This window comes from Geothrix limicola (genome assembly GCF_030268085.1).
Classification (GTDB): domain Bacteria; phylum Acidobacteriota; class Holophagae; order Holophagales; family Holophagaceae; genus Geothrix; species Geothrix limicola.
Genome location: NZ_BSDE01000005.1, coordinates 191,625 through 207,354 on the forward strand (window position 1 = coordinate 191,625; position 15,730 = coordinate 207,354).

The following is a 15,730-nucleotide window of genomic DNA, read 5'->3' on the forward strand; positions in this document are numbered from 1 at the left end:
TTCGCCCATGACCTTCACGGACGTCTTCATCCGGAAGCCTGTGGTGGCCACGGTGGTGAGCCTGTTCCTCCTCGTGCTGGGCCTGCGCTCCATCTTCAACCTGCCCGTGAACCAGTACCCCCGCACCGAGCACGCGGTGGTCACCATCACGACCGCCTACTACGGCGCGGATGCGGATACGGTGGGCGGCTTCATCACCCAGCCCCTGGAATCCTCCATCGCCCAGGCCCAGGGCATCGACTACCTCTCGTCCTCCAGCCAGAACAGCCAATCCACCATCACCGCCACGTTGCGCCTGAACTACAGCGCGAACAAGGCCCTCACCGAGATCACCACGCGCGTGAATGCCGTGAAGAACCAGCTGCCGCCCCAGGCCCAGCAGCCGGTGATCACCGTGCAGATGAGCGACAACACCGACGCCATGTACATGGGCTTCTACAGCGACGTGCTGCCCACCAACAACATCACGGACTACCTCGAACGGGTGGTGAAGCCGCGGCTGGATTCCGTGCCCGGCGTGCAGACCGCCGAGATCCTCGGGGCCCGGCAGTTCGCCCTGCGAGCCTGGCTGGATCCCCGCCGCATGGCCGCCCACGGCATCACAGCCTCCGATGTCACCCAGGCCCTGCAGAACAACAATTTCCTTTCGGCCGTGGGTTCCACCAAGGGCCAGATGGTGACCGTGGACCTCACGGCCTCCACGGGCCTGCACACCGTCGAGGAATTCAAGCGGTTGGCCATCCGCCAGAGCGGAGGCGCCATCGTTCGACTGGAGGACGTGGCCACGGTGGAACTGGGCGCCGACGACTACTCCTTCAACGTCTCCTTCAACGGCCGCCAGTCCGTGTTCATCGGCATCAAGGTGGCCCCCGAGGCCAACATCCTCGAGGTGGCCAAGCGGGTGCGTGAGAGCTTCCCCGAGATCGAAAAGCAGCTGCCCACGGGGCTCACGGGCGAGATCGTCTACGACGCCACCAACTTCATCAATACCTCCATCAGCGAGGTGGTGAAGACGCTGCTGGAAGCCCTCGTCATCGTCACCGTGGTGATCTTCCTCTTCCTCGGCACCTTCCGCGCCGTGGCCGTGCCCGTTATCGCCATGCCGCTATCCCTGGTGGGTACCTTCTTCGTGATGCTGGCCCTGGGCTACTCCATCAACCTGCTCACCCTGTTGGCGCTGGTGCTGGCCATCGGCCTGGTGGTGGACGACGCCATCATCGTCGTGGAGAACGCGGACCGGCACATGCGCGAAGGCAAGTCGCCCATCCAGGCCTCCATCCAGGCGGCCCGCGAGCTGGGCGGGCCCATCCTCGCCATGACCGTGGTGCTCGTCGCCGTCTACGTGCCCATCGGCTTCCAGGGCGGCCTCACGGGCAGCCTCTTCACGGAATTCGCCTTCACGCTGGCGGGTGCCGTGGCCGTGTCCGGCGTGGTGGCGCTCACCCTCTCGCCCATGATGTGCGGACGCTTCTTCAAGAAGGAACAGGACAGCGGGGCCTTCGTGAAGTTCATCGACGGCCAGTTCGAGTGGTTCCACGCGCACTACCAGCGGATCCTCGCGAGCACCCTCCGCACCCACTGGGTGACCGTCGTCCTCGGCCTGCTGCTGCTGGGCGGGACGGTCTTCCTCTTCCGCACGTCCAAATCCGAACTGGCGCCCCAGGAGGACCAGGGCTTCATCATGTGCCAGATCCAGGGCCCGCCCACCGCCACCGTGCAGCAGATGCAGACCTACGCCGACCAGATCTTCCAGGGGGCCAGCAAGCTTCCGGAATTCGAGCACATGTTCCAGTTCACCAGCGCCGGATCCGCCTTCGCCGGCCTCATCCTCGTGCCCTGGGACCGCCGCCACCGCAGCGCGGAAGAGGTGATGGCCGAACTCCAGAAGACCTGGGGTTCCGTGGCCGGGGCCCGCGTCGCCATCTTCCAGCCGCCCTCCCTGCCCGGCGCCTTCGGCCTGCCCGTGGAATTCGTCATCAAGACCACGGAACCATTTCCCCGCCTCGATCTGGTAGCCCAGTCCGTGGTGGACAAGGCCCGGACCAGCGGCATGTTCTTCTTCGTCGATTCGGATCTGAAGATCGACAAGCCCCAGAGCACCGTCGTACTGGACCGCGACATGGTCACCACCCTCGGCCTCACCCAGCAGGACGTGGGCGATGCCCTCGGCGGGGCCCTCGGCGGCGGCTACGTGAACTACTTCTCCATCGCGGGCCGCTCCTACCGCGTGATCCCCCAGGTGCTGCAGGTGGACCGCCTGAATCCCGACCAGGTGCTGAACTACTACTTCAAGGCCCCGGACGGCACCGTCCTGCCCGCCTCCACCGTGGCCACGCTCAAGCACGAGGTGGTGCCCCAGTCCATCAAGCGCTTCCAGCAGCTGAACGCCGCCACCGTATCGGGCGTCTTCGGCCCCTCCTTCTCCCAGGCCGAGGTGCTGGACTTCTTCCGGAAGACCCTGCGGGAGGTCGCCCCCGCGGGCTATGAGTTCGACTTTTCCGGCGTGTCGCGCCAGTTCGTGCAGGAATCCGGCGGCTTCTTCGTGACTCTGGGATTCGCCATCCTCATCGTGTTCCTGGCCCTGGCGGCCCAGTTCAACAGCATGCGCGACCCGCTCATCATCCTCGTGTCCGTGCCCATGGCCCTCTTCGGCGCCATGATCTTCATCAACCTCGGCCTGGCCACCCTGAACATCTACACGCAGGTGGGGCTGGTGACCCTCATGGGCCTCATCAGCAAGCACGGCATCCTCATTGTGCAGTTCGCCAACGAGCTGCAGCTCAGCGGCAAATCCAAGCTAGAGGCCGTCACCGAAGCCGCCGCCATCCGCCTGCGGCCCATCCTCATGACGACGGCCGCCATGGTGCTCGGCGTCTTCCCGCTGGTGATCGCCGGCGGGGCCGGCGCCGCCGGGCGGCGGGCCATGGGCCTCGTCATCTTCTCCGGGCTGTCCATCGGCACCCTGTTCACCCTCTTCGTCGTGCCCGCCTTCTACCTCGTGCTGGCCTCGGATCGCCGCCTTCACTCTGATGCCCGCCCTGATGCCCATCAGGACGCCCCCTCCGAGGCCTGAACGGAAAACGAGCCTGTCTGAACAGCCGTCCCCGTGCAAAATGGGACAGGTTCAGAGGTGAGCATGTTCGAAGTCGAGGTTGAATGACGCCCATCGCGAGGATTCCCGTCCAGATGGTCAGCGGGGAGGAGCGCCGGGAGGCTTCGGATGCGCTCGCCATCGAAGAACCCCTTGAGATCCGCCTGAATCACGTGGGCCCCGAAGGGTCTGAGCAGCGCGTCCTGTCCATCACCATGCGCACGCCGGGCCACGACGACGAGCTGGCGGCGGGCTTCCTCTTCACCGAAGGCATCCTCCGCGGGGCCGAGGATCTGCGCGAGGTCCGCCCGCACCGCCCGGACGCGCCCGCGCCAGGCCGGACCAACGTCGTGCAGGTCTCCCTTCACGATCACGTGACCGTCGACCTGCAACGCCTGGAACGGAATTTCTACACCACCTCCAGCTGCGGCATCTGCGGCAAGGCCTCCATCGAGGCCCTGCGGGCCCAGAGCCCCTTTCCGCCCGCCCTGCCGGGCCATCCGCCCTACCTGTCCTCGAGCCTCCTCCACCGGCTGCCCCAGCGCCTGCGCGCAGCGCAGGACGGCTTCGAAGCCACGGGCGGGCTGCACGCCGCAGCCCTCTTCGACGCCTCCGGGGAACGGCTGCTGCTGCGCGAAGACGTCGGCCGCCACAACGCCGTGGACAAGGTTCTCGGCCGGGCCCTGCTGGACGGCCTGCTGCCCCTGCGCGCCCACGTGCTCCTCGTCAGCGGGCGGGCCAGCTTCGAACTCGTCCAGAAGGCCTCCATGGCCGGCCTGCCCTGCCTCGCCGCCGTGGGCGCGCCCTCCAGCCTCGCCGTGGAGCTTGCCCAGGAGGCGGGCATGACCCTCGTGGGCTTCCTGAGGGAAGGCCGGTTCAACGTCTACAGCGGAGACTGGCGTGTCGTCTAGCTCGGGCAATCCGAAATCCAGCCACCCCGAGCTGACGCCCTTGGAGACGGCCCCTCCCCGAGTCGAGGCGCCGCCTTCCGTCTCCGGCGGGCTTCCGTCCGTGCTCTCGGCCACCAGGCACGCCCTGGCCGAGATGGGGCCCCTGCGCGGCACGAAGGAGCTGCTGAAGGTGAACCAGCGCGACGGCTTCGACTGTCCGGGCTGCGCCTGGCCCGATCCCGACGACCGCCGCGACCTGGTGGAATTCTGCGAGAACGGCGCCAAGGCCGTCGCCGAGGAGGCCACGACGAAGCGTGTAACGCCCGACTTCTTCGCGCGCCATGCCGTCGCGGAACTGGCCCAGTGGTCCGATTTCGAGATCGGGAAGGCGGGCCGCCTGACCCACCCCATGCTGCTGCGCGAAGGCGCCACCCACTACGCGCCGGTCACATGGGAAGAGGCCTTCGACATCCTCGCCGAGGAGCTTCGCGCCCTGCCCTCGCCGGATGAGGCCGTGTTCTACACCTCGGGCCGCGCGAGCAACGAGGCCGCCTTCGCCTACCAGCTCTTCGTCCGGATGTTCGGAACGAACAACCTGCCGGACTGCTCGAACATGTGCCACGAATCCAGCGGCGTGGCGCTGAAGGAGACCCTGGGCGTCGGCAAGGGCTCCGTGAGCCTGGAGGATTTCCAGCACGCCGACTGCATCCTCATCCTCGGCCAGAACCCCGGCACCAACCACCCCCGCATGCTCGCCACCCTCCAGGCCGCGGCCCAGCGAGGCGCCCGGATCATCAGCCTCAACCCGCTGCTGGAGACTGGCCTCAAGTCCTTCGCCCACCCCCAAAAATTCTGGACCTGGATGGGCCGCGGCACGCCCATCGCCACCCTCCATCTGCCGGTGAAAGTGAACGGCGACATCGCCGCCCTGAAGGGGCTCATGAAGCTGATGCTCGAAGCGGAAGACCGCGCCCCCGGCACCGTCTTCGACTTGGCCTTCATCGCCGAACACACCCGCGGCTTCGAAGCCTTCGTCGAGGCGCTCCGGGCAACTCGCTGGGAAGAGATCCTCGAAGCCTCGGGCCTCGAGCGGGAGCGCCTCGCGGCGGCGGCGGACCTCCTCATCGGATCCAAGGCCACCATCGCCTGCTGGGCCATGGGACTCACCCAGCAGACCAGCGCCGTGGGCTGCATCCAGGAGGTGGTGAATCTGCTAATGCTCGGGGGGCACCTGGGCCGCAAGGGCGCGGGCGTCTGCCCCGTGCGCGGCCACAGCAACGTGCAGGGCGACCGCACCATGGGCATCCACGAGAAGCCGGGCGAGGCCTTCCTCGACGCGCTCCAACGCACCTTCCGCTTCGACCCGCCGCGCCACCATGGCCACGACACCGTTCAGGCCATCCGCGCCATGCACGAGGGCCGTGTCGGCGTCTTCTTCGCGCTGGGCGGCAACTTCCTGTCCGCGGCGCCGGACACGGCCTACACCGCCGAGGCCCTCCGCCGCACGCGGCTCACGGCCCACGTCTCCACCAAGCTCAACCGCTCCCACCTCGTCACGGGAAGGCGGGCCCTCATCCTGCCCTGCCTGGGGCGCACCGAGGCGGATCACCAGGCCAGCGGCCCCCAGATCGTCAGCGTAGAGAATTCCATGGGCGTGATCTCGCCCTCCAGGGGCAACCTCGCGCCGGGTTCCGAGCATCTGCGCAGCGAGGTGGCCATCGTCGCGGGGCTGGCGGAAGCCGTGCTGGTGCGGGATCCAGCAGCCCCGACCGTCGACTGGAAGGCCTGGACGGCGAACTATGACCTGATCCGCGATCACATCGCGCAGGTGGTCCCGGGGTTCGAGGGCTACAACCGGCGCCTGCGCGAGGGTGGCTTCCACCTGCCCCATGCCGTGCGGGATCAACGCCATTTCGATACGCCCAGCGGCAAGGCCGAGTTCACCTGCCACGCCATCCCGCACCTGACGCTGCCCGAAGGCGGGTTGATCCTGATGACCCTGCGCAGCCACGACCAGTTCAACACGACGATCTACGGCCTGGAGGACCGCTACCGCGGCGTCACCAAGGGGCGGCGCGTCATCTTCCTCAACGAGGCCGATCTGGCGCGCCGCGACCTCCTGCCGGGCCAGCGCGTGGACATCACCAGCCATTTCCAGGGCGAGACGCGCCGGGCCGAAGGCTTTTTCACCGTGCCCTACGAGATCCCCCAGGGCTGCGCCGCCGCCTACTTCCCCGAGGCCAACGTGCTGGTGCCCATCGGCCACGTCACGGGCCGGAGCCACACCCCGGCCTACAAGAGCATACTCATCACACTCTCGCCCCACTGAGGGCCCATGCCCACGTTCATCACCCTCGGCCGCCTGCCCGACTCGCCCGGTTCCATCCCCCGCGCCGCCCAGCTCGCGGGCTTGGCGCCTTCGGACGCGGCGCGCCTGCTCACGGGCACCTTCCCGCGCATCCTCCTGCGTGCCGCCGCGGAGCCCGAGGCCCTCGTTTCGGCCTTCACGGCGGAGGGCTTCGTGGCCTGGGCCTCGGATCTCGCCGAGGTGCCCACGGACGCCCAGCGCATCCTCGTGCGCAGCCTCGCCTGGACCGAGGATGGATTCGTCGCACAGGATGCCCAGGGAGCCGAGCATGCCTGCCCCTTCGACGCTGTATGTCTGCTCCAGCGCGGGGCCCGCGTCCAGAGCACCCTGGAGGTCGAGAAGACGACGACGCGCAAGTTCGCCCTGGGCCGCGCGGTCATGAGCGGCGGCCTGATGCTGACCAAGCAGGTGACGCAGACGACGGAGCGCGCCACCCAGGCCAAGGAGCCCTTCCTGCTCATCCAGCGCGGGGATGGCGGCCCGGACCTGATGATCTACGAGCACCGCATGAGCTACCAGTGCCTGGGCGCGCAGATGGCCCAGGCCACCCTGGCCAACCTCGGCCTGCTGGCGGCGCGCTTCCAGAGCCTCGGCCCCCAGGCCCCCCTGGATGATCGCGTGGGCCGCCCGGGTTTCGTGGCGGGCCTGCCGCTCATGGCGGTGGATCCCGTGGATCTGGGCCTGCACCTCGTCTCCGAGGCCCGGCGCCGGGGCTGCTGAGGCGCTACCTGGGCTTCAGCACCAGCACGCCGAGGGGCGGCAACGTGAGTGCCAGGGACCAGGAATGCCCCATCCAGGGAAGATCCTCGGCCCTCAGGTCCCGGTCTCCGTTGCCGACGTTGCCACCGCCGTAGCATTCCGCATCCGAATTGAAGAGCTCCTCGAAACCACTCCGCCAGGGCACGCCGATGCGGTAGCCATGGCGGGGCACCGGCGTGAGGTTGGCCACCACGATGAGGGCTTCCCCATCGCCGTGGCGGAGGAAGGACAGCACCGACTGCTGCGCGTCGTGGCAGTCGATCCACTCGAAGCCCTGCCACTCGAACTCGTGCTGATGAAGGGCCGAATGGCCGTGGTAGAGGGCGTTCAGATCCCGCACCATCCGCTGCAGGCCCCGGTGGAAGGGATAGTCCAGCACGTACCAGTCCAGGACGCCATTGCTGTTCCATTCCAGCCCCTGGCCGAATTCCATGCCCATGAAGAGCAGCTTCTTGCCCGGGTGGGTGAACTGGTAGGCGTAGAGGGCGCGCAGGTTCGCGAAGCGCTGCCACTCGTCGCCGGGCATCTTGTTCAGCATGGAGCCCTTGCCGTGCACCACCTCGTCGTGGCTGAAGGGCAGGATGAAGTTCTCGGTGAAGGCGTAGAGCATGCTGAAGGTCAGCAGGTCCTGGTGGTAGCTGCGGTGCACGGGTTCGTGCCCCATGTAGCGCAGCGTGTCGTTCATCCAGCCCATGTTCCATTTGAGGTCGAAGCCGAGGCCGCCCACATAGGTGGGCCGGCTCACCTGGGGCCACGAGGTGGATTCCTCGGCGACCATGAGGATGCCCGGACACTGTTCGTGGAGGATCCGGTTCATGTCCTGCAGGAACGCGATGGCCTGCAGGTTCTCCCGCCCGCCGTACTGGTTCGGAAGCCACGCGCCCTCCTGGCGGGAATAGTCGAGGTAGAGCATGGAGGCCACGGCATCCACGCGCAGGCCATCCACATGGAATTCCTCCAGCCAGAAGAGCGCGCTGGAAAGCAGGAAGTTCTTCACCTCGTTGCGCCCGAAGTTGAAGATCAGGGTGGACCAGTCCTGATGCTCTCCTAAGCGCGGATCCTCGTGCTCGTAGAGGGCCGTACCGTCGAAGCGCGCGAGGCCGTGGCCGTCCTTGGGGAAGTGGGCCGGCACCCAGTCCATGAGGACGCCGATGCCGTGGCGGTGGCAGTGGTCCACGAAGTAGCGGAAATCGTCGGGCGAGCCGAAGCGGCGCGTCGGCGCGTAGTAGCCGGTGGCCTGGTAGCCCCAGGAGGGGTCGTAGGGATACTCCGTGATGGGCATCAGTTCGATGTGGCTGAACCCCATGTCGCGGACATAGTCCACCAGGCGGTGGGCCAATTCACGGTAGTTGAGGAAGCCACCATCGGCTTCCCGCTGCCAGGAACCCGGGTGCACTTCGTAGATGGACATGGGCGCGTGCTGCCAGTCCCGGTGGGCGCGCTGGCGCATCCATTCCCCGTCTCCCCAGGCATGCCTGGACCGCTCCGGCACGATGGCCGCCGTGCTCGGGCGCAGCTCGAAGCATTGCCCGTAGGGGTCCGTCTTGAGGAAGACCTGGCCCGTCTCGCGGTTGCGGATCTCGAACTTGTAGAGCAGCCCGGGCAGCAGGTCCGGAATGAAGAGCTCCCACACGCCGTGGCCGGGGTGGACGCGCATGGGGTGGCAGCGGCCGTCCCAGCGGTTGAAATCCCCCACCACGCTCACCCGCTCGGCATTGGGGGCCCACACCGCGAACAGCACGCCCGCCACGCCTTCGACCTCATGCTCGCGCGCCCCCAGCATCCGGTGGGCGCGCAGGTGGCTGCCCTCGCTGAACAGGTGCAGGTCGAACTCCGGGATCTGGGGCGGATAGGTGTAGGGATCATGGGCCACGGTCTCGCGACGCTCGCCATCCACCCAGATCAGGCGGTGGTGCTCGGGAAGGCGCTGGCCATTGCCCCGCCATTCGAAGAGGCCGCTGTCGCCCACGCGTACGAGGGGATCCAGGTTTTCGAAAAGCAGCACCTCGCGCGCATGGGGTATGAAGGCCCGCACCACGGTCTCCGTGCCTGCCCCGTGGCGGCCGAGGATGGAGAAGGGGTCGTGGTGGCGCGCCTCGACGAGCCTGGACACCCCGGGATCCTCGGGGAGGCAAGCCCTCATGGCACCAGCCGAGAACGAGGCTCATCAGTCACGGGACGGGGCCTCCGCCAGCACCACCGTGAGCCCCGTGGAGCGGCCTTCCTGCATGACGTGGAAGTGCGTTTCGTTCTGGATGTGCTTGACGAATTCCAGGTAGGGCCGCGCCTGGAGCGCCTGGTTCACCGGATGCCGGAAGACGCGGATCCCGCTCGGACTCGGATGGGGTTCCGTGTACTCCCGGCAGGGCCGCGGAGGCATCAGCGCCGCCAGAAAGCGGTCCTCGAATTCGAACCGGTCCTTCACTTCGAACTTCTCGATCTCCATCGCGCGCTTGAACACCACGGCCTGCATGGGACCACCCCACTGGATCGGATCTCGGTTCCTGGTGTCTTCCGTGTCTCGGACGTACCGTGCTAGAAACGCTCAAACCAAAGCGGAGGGGCTGCTCGGAGCCCGCGCGCAAGGCGTGGCGCAGGGGCAGGGGTCGCCACAGGGAGTCCGCCTCACGGCATCGTCCCGCGCCTTGGACCGATGGTGGCGGATCGGCCGATCCACCGGACCGGCGCCCAACCCGAGGGATCCGGAGAAGACCTTGTGATGGGATCGCACGGGGGTCTTGACCGGCCCACCCCTGGGCACCTTCGATCCGCGCGCTTTCTCCTTCGTGGCGGTGCCAGTGCGGATGCCGCGGGTCGGATCGGACACGGGACTGAGCGTCGCGGAATGGTCCAGAAGCATGGCTTCCGCCAGATCCTGCGCGTCGAAATAGGTCACACCGCGGTACTCCCACTCCCAGATGTCCGAGCAGTACCAGACCGAGAAGAATTCCTCGCCAATCCGGCAACGCCCGCCGCTGGGGGTTCTGGAAGTCAGGTCCAGAATGGTCTCTTCCAAGGTCATAGCTGCCCCCTATCTGAGACTGGTCGAGACCCCCAATGTGGTTCGCCTTCGGGATCCCGCAAGGTGAAAATTCACCTGTGAGTCCTGAACTTTTCAACCCCTCGAAGCACCGCGCGCAAGATTGTCTCGAACACGCACTGGCACTGGATCTACGGCCATTGGTTCATCCTGCAACCGACACTCGTTTCTAGTTCCTCCTGGTTCGATCGATCTAGTCGATCGACGCCGGGTGTCACACGGAAATCCCGCGTGCCAGGAACAGGTCAGCGGGCCCCCTCCCCGCAGCGCACTCGCAACTCGTGGCGCCAGAGCATCAGGCCCGCCCCCGCAGCCGAAAACACCGAGTAGTCCAGAGGCGACTTGAGGCCCTGGGACAACGCCATGGCCATGCCAAAAAGGCTGAGCAGTCCGGCGCTGCCCAGGGCCGCCTCCCGCGGGCGGAAGCCCGTGACAAGGGCCAAACCAAGGGAGGTCTCCGCCAGGGTCGCAGCCCAGGCGAGCATGGGGTGAAGCGCCTTCGGCAAGAAGGCATTCACCTCCCCCGTGTATTCGATGAACTGGGCGAAGCGATCCAGGCTCAGATGCCCCTGCCAGAGGCCGAAGCGGGAGGCGACGGCCGATAGAAAGGCCGCGCCCAGGGCCAGGCGCGCCGCGCGGGCGCACCAGCGGTCGAGCCGTTCAGGCGCCGGCATCTCAGCACCCCGCCAGGGTCGGGTGGGGTGCAACCCCTTCGGTCGCGCACCAGTCCAGGTAGTCCTGCCGGGAGGCCCGGGCATCGGCCACGCGGACCAGGCGGCCCTCCGCATCGTAGTACTCGTTGCGGCCGTTCACTTCGATGTGCACGATGCAGGGTTCGTCCCCGATGGCCTCCCAGCTGTCCTCGTTGCCCGCCGGTTCGTGGACATACATGCCGGGCCCGATGATCTCGCCCGTATCGAGACGCCGGGTGCCCGAGAGGTTGAAGGCGTGCACCTCGCCCGTGTGCCGGTGGCGAGGGATCACCGTGCCCGGCTCCAGGCGCAGCAGGAGCTGCCACCCGCTGAGGTCAGGAAAATAGGTGATGGGTTTGAAGGAGAGACCCGGTGCCAGCGGAATCCAGGCGATCCGGGCGGTATCGACGGGAAGGACGGAGGAGGCGGTGGTCATGGTGGCTCCTGGGAAGGTGGGGAGAAAACGTCCCAGGAGCATGGTCGGGCCCACATGGTCTATCGAAAAGATCCATTTATGATTTTCTAGATAGACCACCCTGTCAGGCTGGCGTCCCCTTCAGGCCCGCCCAGAGATGGAAGGAGGCCATGCTGCGGTGAGGAGCGTAGGGGGCCATGAGCCGCGCCACCTCCCTGGGGCCGGGGCGGGCCTCCAGCTTCAGGCCCCGTTCCAGCGCGGTGGCCAGGGCGGAATCGCCCACGGGCACGCAGTCCGGCAGGCCCAGCCCGCGCATGAGCACGTAGTGGCTCGTCCAGGGTCCGATGCCCTTTTCGGCGCACAACCGCGCATCGGCCTCGGCGAAATCCCAGGTGGCAAGGTCGTCCAGGGGCAGCCTTCCCGAGGCCACGGCGCCGCTGAGCGCGATGAGGCAGGCCGCCTTGGCCCGCGAGACCTGCATGGCGCCGAGTTCGTCGGGATCGGCCATGGCCAGATCCTGCGGACGGGGATGGGCCACGAGGCCGCCGACCTCGACCCCATAGCGGCTCAGGACGCGCTGGCGCAGCCGGAAGGCCAGGGCCAGGTTGATCTGCTGGCCGAGGATGGCCCAGACGAGGGCCTCGAAGGGCGTGGCCGTGAGCAGCACCCGCAGGCCCGGCCGCGCCTTCACGAGAGGCGCGAAGAGCTTGTCGCGGCGCACCTTCACCTCGAAGGCGGAGGGATCCAGGTGCAGTCCGAGGAGGCGCCGCACCGTGGCCTCGGGCGCCGCGCCGCCGCCCGTCACCGAAGCGACGGCCTGGGAACCATCCAGGCGCACCGACAGCACCCGCGCGTGCCCGTCGATCCACAGGGCCTTGCGCAGGAGGCTTCCCGCCACGCGCTCCGAAGGGCTCGCCGGATCACGCCCGTGGAAGGCCAGCGTGTCCGCCGAGCGGTAATCCTTCGGCAGGTTGAGTTCAAGATCGCTCATGAAGGAGCCCCCTTCCAGCATTGGCCACAGGAGGCGGCTTGCCTAGGGTTCCGCATCGGCTTCATGCGGTGAGAAAGTCCCGCAGCAGGGGCAGCAGCGTGTCGGGCTCCTCCACGTGGGCGAAGGATCCGCTGCGCTCCAGCATGACGAAGCGGGCCTGCGGCGCGCAGCGTTTGAAGTCCATCTGCAGCTTGGGATAGAGGGCGCGGTCGTAGCGCCCCGCCAGGATGAGGGTGGGCATGGCGAGCTCTTTGAGCCGGGGCCTGAAATCCGGCAGCCGCGCCACTTCGCCGCCGATGATCCAGTCGATGTCGGCGCCGCAGAAGCGGAAGTAGAGGTCCATGTCCCGCGGGTTCACCTCCTCCGAAAGATCCGGCGGCGCGGCCCTGGAGGCGTCGAAGAAGCGGATGAGGGGCCGGTGCACCGCGAAGCAGGCGCGCATGCGTGGATCAGAAGACGGCACGCCTTCGGCCTTCAGTTCGAGGATGCGCTCCCACACCTCCGGGAACTGGAACTCGATCTCGCGGGCGATGTTCGCGTGGTTGAGCTGCCACATCTCGGGGCTGTGCAGGGTGTTGGCCAGCACGAGACGCGCGACGCGCGTGGGGTGCGCGAGCGCGTGGGCCTGAGCCAGCAGACCGCCGTAGGAGAAGCCGTAGACGTTCCATCGCTCGAAGCCCAGAGCCTCTCTCAGGCCCTCCAGATCCGCCACGTCGCTTTCGAAGGTGACCTTTCCATCCACCGGCGGCTCGGAGCGGCCGCGGCCGGCGTAGTCCACGTAGATGAGCTCGAACTGGTCCGCCAGCGGCGAGAAGGCGGGGTGCATGAGGAAGTGCGAATCGGCCGGGCCGCCCGTGAGGAGGACGAGGGGTTCGCCCCGTCCTTCGCGTTCGACCCAGAGACGCTTGCCGCGCACCTCGACGAATTGACCGGGGGGATGGTGGATCATGCTTGCTCCTGAAAAGAGTCGGGCCTGCAGCGCTTGCAAGGCCGGGAACCCGCGGCCAGAGCCGCGGCGACATGGGAAAAGAAACGGACGTTCCGCCGCGCAGGCCGGCCCGGACAACTGGGCCGGCAGGCGACGCCCGTCGTGACGACGGCGTAGACGAAGCGGCCATCGGCCGTGGCATCACGGGTGGTGACGGCCCGCCAGGCCGCCTCCTCATCGAATGGGGACATGGGATCTCCTTCGGAGCGGGGCTCCGGCATGCGTGGAATCAATTACGCTCAGGCCGTCCGGGCTTCGGCGCGGGCCCGCTCGAAGCCGAGCATGGCCTGCTTGCGCGGCGCGCCCCAGTGGTACTGGCCCACGGCGCCCGTGGCCTGGATGACGCGGTGGCAGGGGATGAGCCAGGCGATGGGGTTCTGGCCGATGGCCGTGCCCACGGCGCGCGAAGCACCCGGGGCTTCGGCGAGGCGGGCCAGATCCTGGTAAGCGACGGCCCTTCCTTCGGGAATGCGCAGCAGGGCCTCCCAGGTGCGCAGCTGGAAGGGCGTGCCCTTCAGCACCAGGCTCAGGGGCTGATCCAGGTGCCCCCGCATGCGCGCATTGAGCGCCTCAGCGTAGGCCCGGATGCGCGCGGGCGAGGCCTCCAGCCGCGCCCCCGGCCAGCGGGCGCGCAGCTCCTCGAAGGCGCCTTCGGGACCGCCTTCCTGCAGGAAGGAGAGGCCGCAAAGGCCGCGGTCACCCTGGCCGTCCCCCGCCGAAAAGAGGGCCGCAAACAGCGCAGGCCCGAAGGGCGTGTCCTCCACGCCCCAGTGCAGGGACAGGCCTTCGGCCCGCGCCTTGTACTCGCCGGGCGTCATGCGCTCCAGCGACAGGAAGAGGTCGTGCAGACGGCCCGGGCCCGACAGGCCCACGGCGTGGCTCACGTCCAGCAGGCTGCGGGATTCCGCCAGCAGGCCCTTCGCCTCTTCCAGCGTGAGGAACTGGAGGAAGCGCTTGGGGCTCACCCCCGCCCAGCGCTGGAAGAGGCGCTGGAAATGGAACTCGCTGAGGCCCACCTCCGCCGCCACCTCCGACAGACCCGGCTGCTCCCCGGCGCGATCGGTCAGATAACGAATGGCCTGTTCCACCCGGCTGTAGTCGCTCTTGGGCATGGCACCCTCCCTTCACGAAGATGGGGCCGGAAGCTCCAGTCTCCCACCCGATTGTTGCGGCGATCGCGTGACGAGGCAGGAGGCCCGATCCAGAGGCCGCGCAAGAGACCCGTTGACCCCGGCCCCGCGCCTGAGTAGCCTCACTCGTCTGCAGGGTTGTTTTGACAGGGAACCTCGATCGAATGGCTTTCGTGCCCGCTGGGCGGCTCTCCTGAAGGAGCTTTCATGAGCAACGACAACCGCCCTTCCCGCCGGATCGAGGCACGAATCCAAGCCCGGATGCAGGCCTGATCGGAGTCCGGCCCATGCACCCGCCCCTTCCCGATCCCATCGCCTTCAGCCGGCACTGGCTCGCCGCGTGGAACGCCCACGATGTCGAAGCCGTGCTCGAACACTTCGAGGAAGACGTCGTGTTCACGTCGCCCGTGGCCACCCAGCTTCTGGGCGGAAGCGACGGCGTCATCCGCGGGAAGGCGGCCCTGCGCGATTACTGGACCCGCGCCCTGGCGCGCATTCCCGATCTGCATTTCGAACTCCTCGGAGTCTACGCGGGCGTCCACAGCCTCGTGCTCCACTACCGCAACCAGAAGGGCGGGCTCGTCTGCGAAGTCCTCCACTTCCACGCAGGCCGCGTGAAGGAGGGCCACGGCACCTACCTCGGCACCGATCCCAACCTGGCCGGCGCCACGCGATGAAGCCCAACACCACTCGCCACGGATCCTGCACGGTTCGCCACTAATCCTTCAAGGCCCTCGGAGCGCGGCGGTATGCTAGCCCTCCCATTCAAGGAGATCACCATGCATCCCTCACGCATCGCGTTGGTCCTTCTGCTCACCGGAGGCTTGGCCTCCGCCCAGGCGCCGGCCCCCAAGGCCGCGATGGACAAGGCCCCGAGCACGGGCCAGGTGCTGGACCGCCAGCTCGCCAACCTCGAGCGCGAATTCGTGCCCGCCGCCGAGGCCATGCCCGAGGCCACCTTCGCCTTCACGCCCGGCAGCGGTGGGTTCAAGGGCGAGTTCAAGACCGTGAAGACCTTCGCCGAGCAGGTGCGCCACGTCGCCTCGGCCAACTACATGTTCGCCGCCGGCATCCTCGGCGAAAAAGCCCCGGCGGATCTGGGCGGCGAGAACGGCCCCGAGGCCCTCAAGACCAAGGCCGAGATCGTCAAGTATCTGAAGGACTCCTTCGCCTACGCCCACAAGGCCCTGGCGGGCATCACCGATGCCAACGCCACCACCTCGATTCCCTCGCCCTGGGGCAAGGGCACGGCCACGCGCCTGGGACTCGCCACGCTCACCGTCAGCCACGGCTTCGATCACTACGGCCAGATGGCCGTCTATCTCCGCATGAACGGGATCATTCCTCCCGCCAGCCGCCAGTAGCC

The 15,730-nt window shown here is 67.7% G+C and carries 14 protein-coding genes and 1 pseudogene; 6 read left to right on the plus strand and 9 right to left on the minus strand.

Features of this window, described 5'->3' with window-relative positions:
- Positions 1 to 7 precede the first annotated feature (7 nt).
- From QSJ34_RS13505 to QSJ34_RS13520, 4 genes are all read left to right on the plus strand, one after another.
- Entirely contained in the window at positions 8 to 3,073 is a 3,066-nt protein-coding gene (locus QSJ34_RS13505) for an efflux RND transporter permease subunit (RefSeq protein ID WP_285576104.1), read from the plus strand.
- Between the two features lie 83 nt (positions 3,074 to 3,156).
- Positions 3,157 to 4,002, plus strand: a complete 846-nt coding sequence (gene fdhD, locus QSJ34_RS13510) for a formate dehydrogenase accessory sulfurtransferase FdhD (protein ID WP_285576106.1) — start codon at positions 3,157 to 3,159, stop codon at positions 4,000 to 4,002.
- Positions 3,992 to 6,310 carry an FdhF/YdeP family oxidoreductase gene (locus QSJ34_RS13515; protein ID WP_285576108.1) on the plus strand — a complete coding sequence of 773 codons (2,319 nt, stop codon included), beginning with the start codon at positions 3,992 to 3,994 and terminating at the stop codon, positions 6,308 to 6,310. The genes fdhD and QSJ34_RS13515 overlap by 11 nt, the downstream gene beginning before the upstream one ends.
- Before the next feature lie 6 nt (positions 6,311 to 6,316).
- Positions 6,317 to 7,069 carry a hypothetical protein gene (locus tag QSJ34_RS13520; protein ID WP_285576109.1) on the plus strand — a complete coding sequence of 251 codons (753 nt, stop codon included), beginning with the start codon at positions 6,317 to 6,319 and terminating at the stop codon, positions 7,067 to 7,069.
- A 4-nt stretch (positions 7,070 to 7,073) separates the two neighbouring features.
- Here the strand turns inward: QSJ34_RS13520 and glgB are convergent, their stop codons facing one another.
- From glgB to QSJ34_RS13565, 9 genes and pseudogenes are all read right to left on the minus strand, one after another.
- Entirely contained in the window at positions 7,074 to 9,251 is a 2,178-nt protein-coding gene (gene glgB / locus QSJ34_RS13525) for a 1,4-alpha-glucan branching protein GlgB (RefSeq protein ID WP_420798857.1), read from the minus strand.
- A gap of 24 nt (positions 9,252 to 9,275) precedes the next feature.
- Positions 9,276 to 9,581: a hypothetical protein gene (locus tag QSJ34_RS13530; RefSeq protein WP_285576113.1), complete on the minus strand. Its 306-nt coding sequence runs from the start codon at positions 9,579 to 9,581 to the stop codon at positions 9,276 to 9,278.
- A 72-nt stretch (positions 9,582 to 9,653) separates the two neighbouring features.
- On the minus strand, positions 9,654 to 10,130 hold the full coding sequence (locus QSJ34_RS13535; protein ID WP_285576115.1) for a hypothetical protein: 477 nt from the start codon (positions 10,128 to 10,130) through the stop codon (positions 9,654 to 9,656).
- Positions 10,131 to 10,393: 263 nt separating this feature from the next.
- Positions 10,394 to 10,822: a MauE/DoxX family redox-associated membrane protein gene (locus QSJ34_RS13540; RefSeq protein ID WP_285576117.1), complete on the minus strand. Its 429-nt coding sequence runs from the start codon at positions 10,820 to 10,822 to the stop codon at positions 10,394 to 10,396.
- A gap of 1 nt (position 10,823) precedes the next feature.
- The gene (locus QSJ34_RS13545) at positions 10,824 to 11,276 is read right to left on the minus strand and encodes a cupin domain-containing protein (protein WP_285576119.1); all 453 of its coding nucleotides are present in this window, start codon (positions 11,274 to 11,276) and stop codon (positions 10,824 to 10,826) included.
- Between the two features lie 103 nt (positions 11,277 to 11,379).
- Positions 11,380 to 12,246: a DNA-3-methyladenine glycosylase family protein gene (locus QSJ34_RS13550; protein ID WP_285576121.1), complete on the minus strand. Its 867-nt coding sequence runs from the start codon at positions 12,244 to 12,246 to the stop codon at positions 11,380 to 11,382.
- A 61-nt stretch (positions 12,247 to 12,307) separates the two neighbouring features.
- Positions 12,308 to 13,195 carry an alpha/beta fold hydrolase gene (locus QSJ34_RS13555; protein ID WP_285576123.1) on the minus strand — a complete coding sequence of 296 codons (888 nt, stop codon included), beginning with the start codon at positions 13,193 to 13,195 and terminating at the stop codon, positions 12,308 to 12,310.
- A gap of 17 nt (positions 13,196 to 13,212) precedes the next feature.
- Positions 13,213 to 13,425: pseudogene (locus QSJ34_RS13560) on the minus strand (Ada metal-binding domain-containing protein); the annotation flags it as partial.
- 48 nt (positions 13,426 to 13,473) lie between these two features.
- Complete coding sequence (locus QSJ34_RS13565) at positions 13,474 to 14,346, minus strand: bifunctional helix-turn-helix domain-containing protein/methylated-DNA--[protein]-cysteine S-methyltransferase (RefSeq protein ID WP_285576126.1); 873 nt, start codon at positions 14,344 to 14,346, stop codon at positions 13,474 to 13,476.
- Positions 14,347 to 14,651: 305 nt separating this feature from the next.
- Between QSJ34_RS13565 and QSJ34_RS13570 the strand changes: the two genes are divergently transcribed.
- Positions 14,652 to 15,041 (plus strand): nuclear transport factor 2 family protein, encoded by a 390-nt coding sequence (locus tag QSJ34_RS13570; protein ID WP_285576128.1) that lies wholly within the window; start codon positions 14,652 to 14,654, stop codon positions 15,039 to 15,041.
- Between the two features lie 102 nt (positions 15,042 to 15,143).
- Entirely contained in the window at positions 15,144 to 15,728 is a 585-nt protein-coding gene (locus QSJ34_RS13575) for a DinB family protein (RefSeq protein WP_285576130.1), read from the plus strand.
- Positions 15,729 to 15,730 lie beyond the last annotated feature (2 nt).

What these genes read in the sequence shown, in the direction of transcription:
- QSJ34_RS13505 (WP_285576104.1), top strand. Translation starts at nt 8, where the DNA reads ATGACCTTCACGGACGTCTTCATCCGGAAGCCTGTGGTGGCCACGGTG.
- fdhD (WP_285576106.1), top strand. Translation starts at nt 3,157, where the DNA reads ATGACGCCCATCGCGAGGATTCCCGTCCAGATGGTCAGCGGGGAGGAG.
- QSJ34_RS13520 (WP_285576109.1), top strand. Translation starts at nt 6,317, where the DNA reads ATGCCCACGTTCATCACCCTCGGCCGCCTGCCCGACTCGCCCGGTTCC.
- glgB (WP_420798857.1), bottom strand. Translation starts at nt 9,251, where the DNA reads ATGAGGGCTTGCCTCCCCGAGGATCCCGGGGTGTCCAGGCTCGTCGAG.
- QSJ34_RS13530 (WP_285576113.1), bottom strand. Translation starts at nt 9,581, where the DNA reads ATGCAGGCCGTGGTGTTCAAGCGCGCGATGGAGATCGAGAAGTTCGAA.
- QSJ34_RS13535 (WP_285576115.1), bottom strand. Translation starts at nt 10,130, where the DNA reads ATGACCTTGGAAGAGACCATTCTGGACCTGACTTCCAGAACCCCCAGC.
- QSJ34_RS13540 (WP_285576117.1), bottom strand. Translation starts at nt 10,822, where the DNA reads ATGCCGGCGCCTGAACGGCTCGACCGCTGGTGCGCCCGCGCGGCGCGC.
- QSJ34_RS13545 (WP_285576119.1), bottom strand. Translation starts at nt 11,276, where the DNA reads ATGACCACCGCCTCCTCCGTCCTTCCCGTCGATACCGCCCGGATCGCC.
- QSJ34_RS13550 (WP_285576121.1), bottom strand. Translation starts at nt 12,246, where the DNA reads ATGAGCGATCTTGAACTCAACCTGCCGAAGGATTACCGCTCGGCGGAC.
- QSJ34_RS13555 (WP_285576123.1), bottom strand. Translation starts at nt 13,195, where the DNA reads ATGATCCACCATCCCCCCGGTCAATTCGTCGAGGTGCGCGGCAAGCGT.
- QSJ34_RS13565 (WP_285576126.1), bottom strand. Translation starts at nt 14,346, where the DNA reads ATGCCCAAGAGCGACTACAGCCGGGTGGAACAGGCCATTCGTTATCTG.
- QSJ34_RS13570 (WP_285576128.1), top strand. Translation starts at nt 14,652, where the DNA reads ATGCACCCGCCCCTTCCCGATCCCATCGCCTTCAGCCGGCACTGGCTC.
- QSJ34_RS13575 (WP_285576130.1), top strand. Translation starts at nt 15,144, where the DNA reads ATGCATCCCTCACGCATCGCGTTGGTCCTTCTGCTCACCGGAGGCTTG.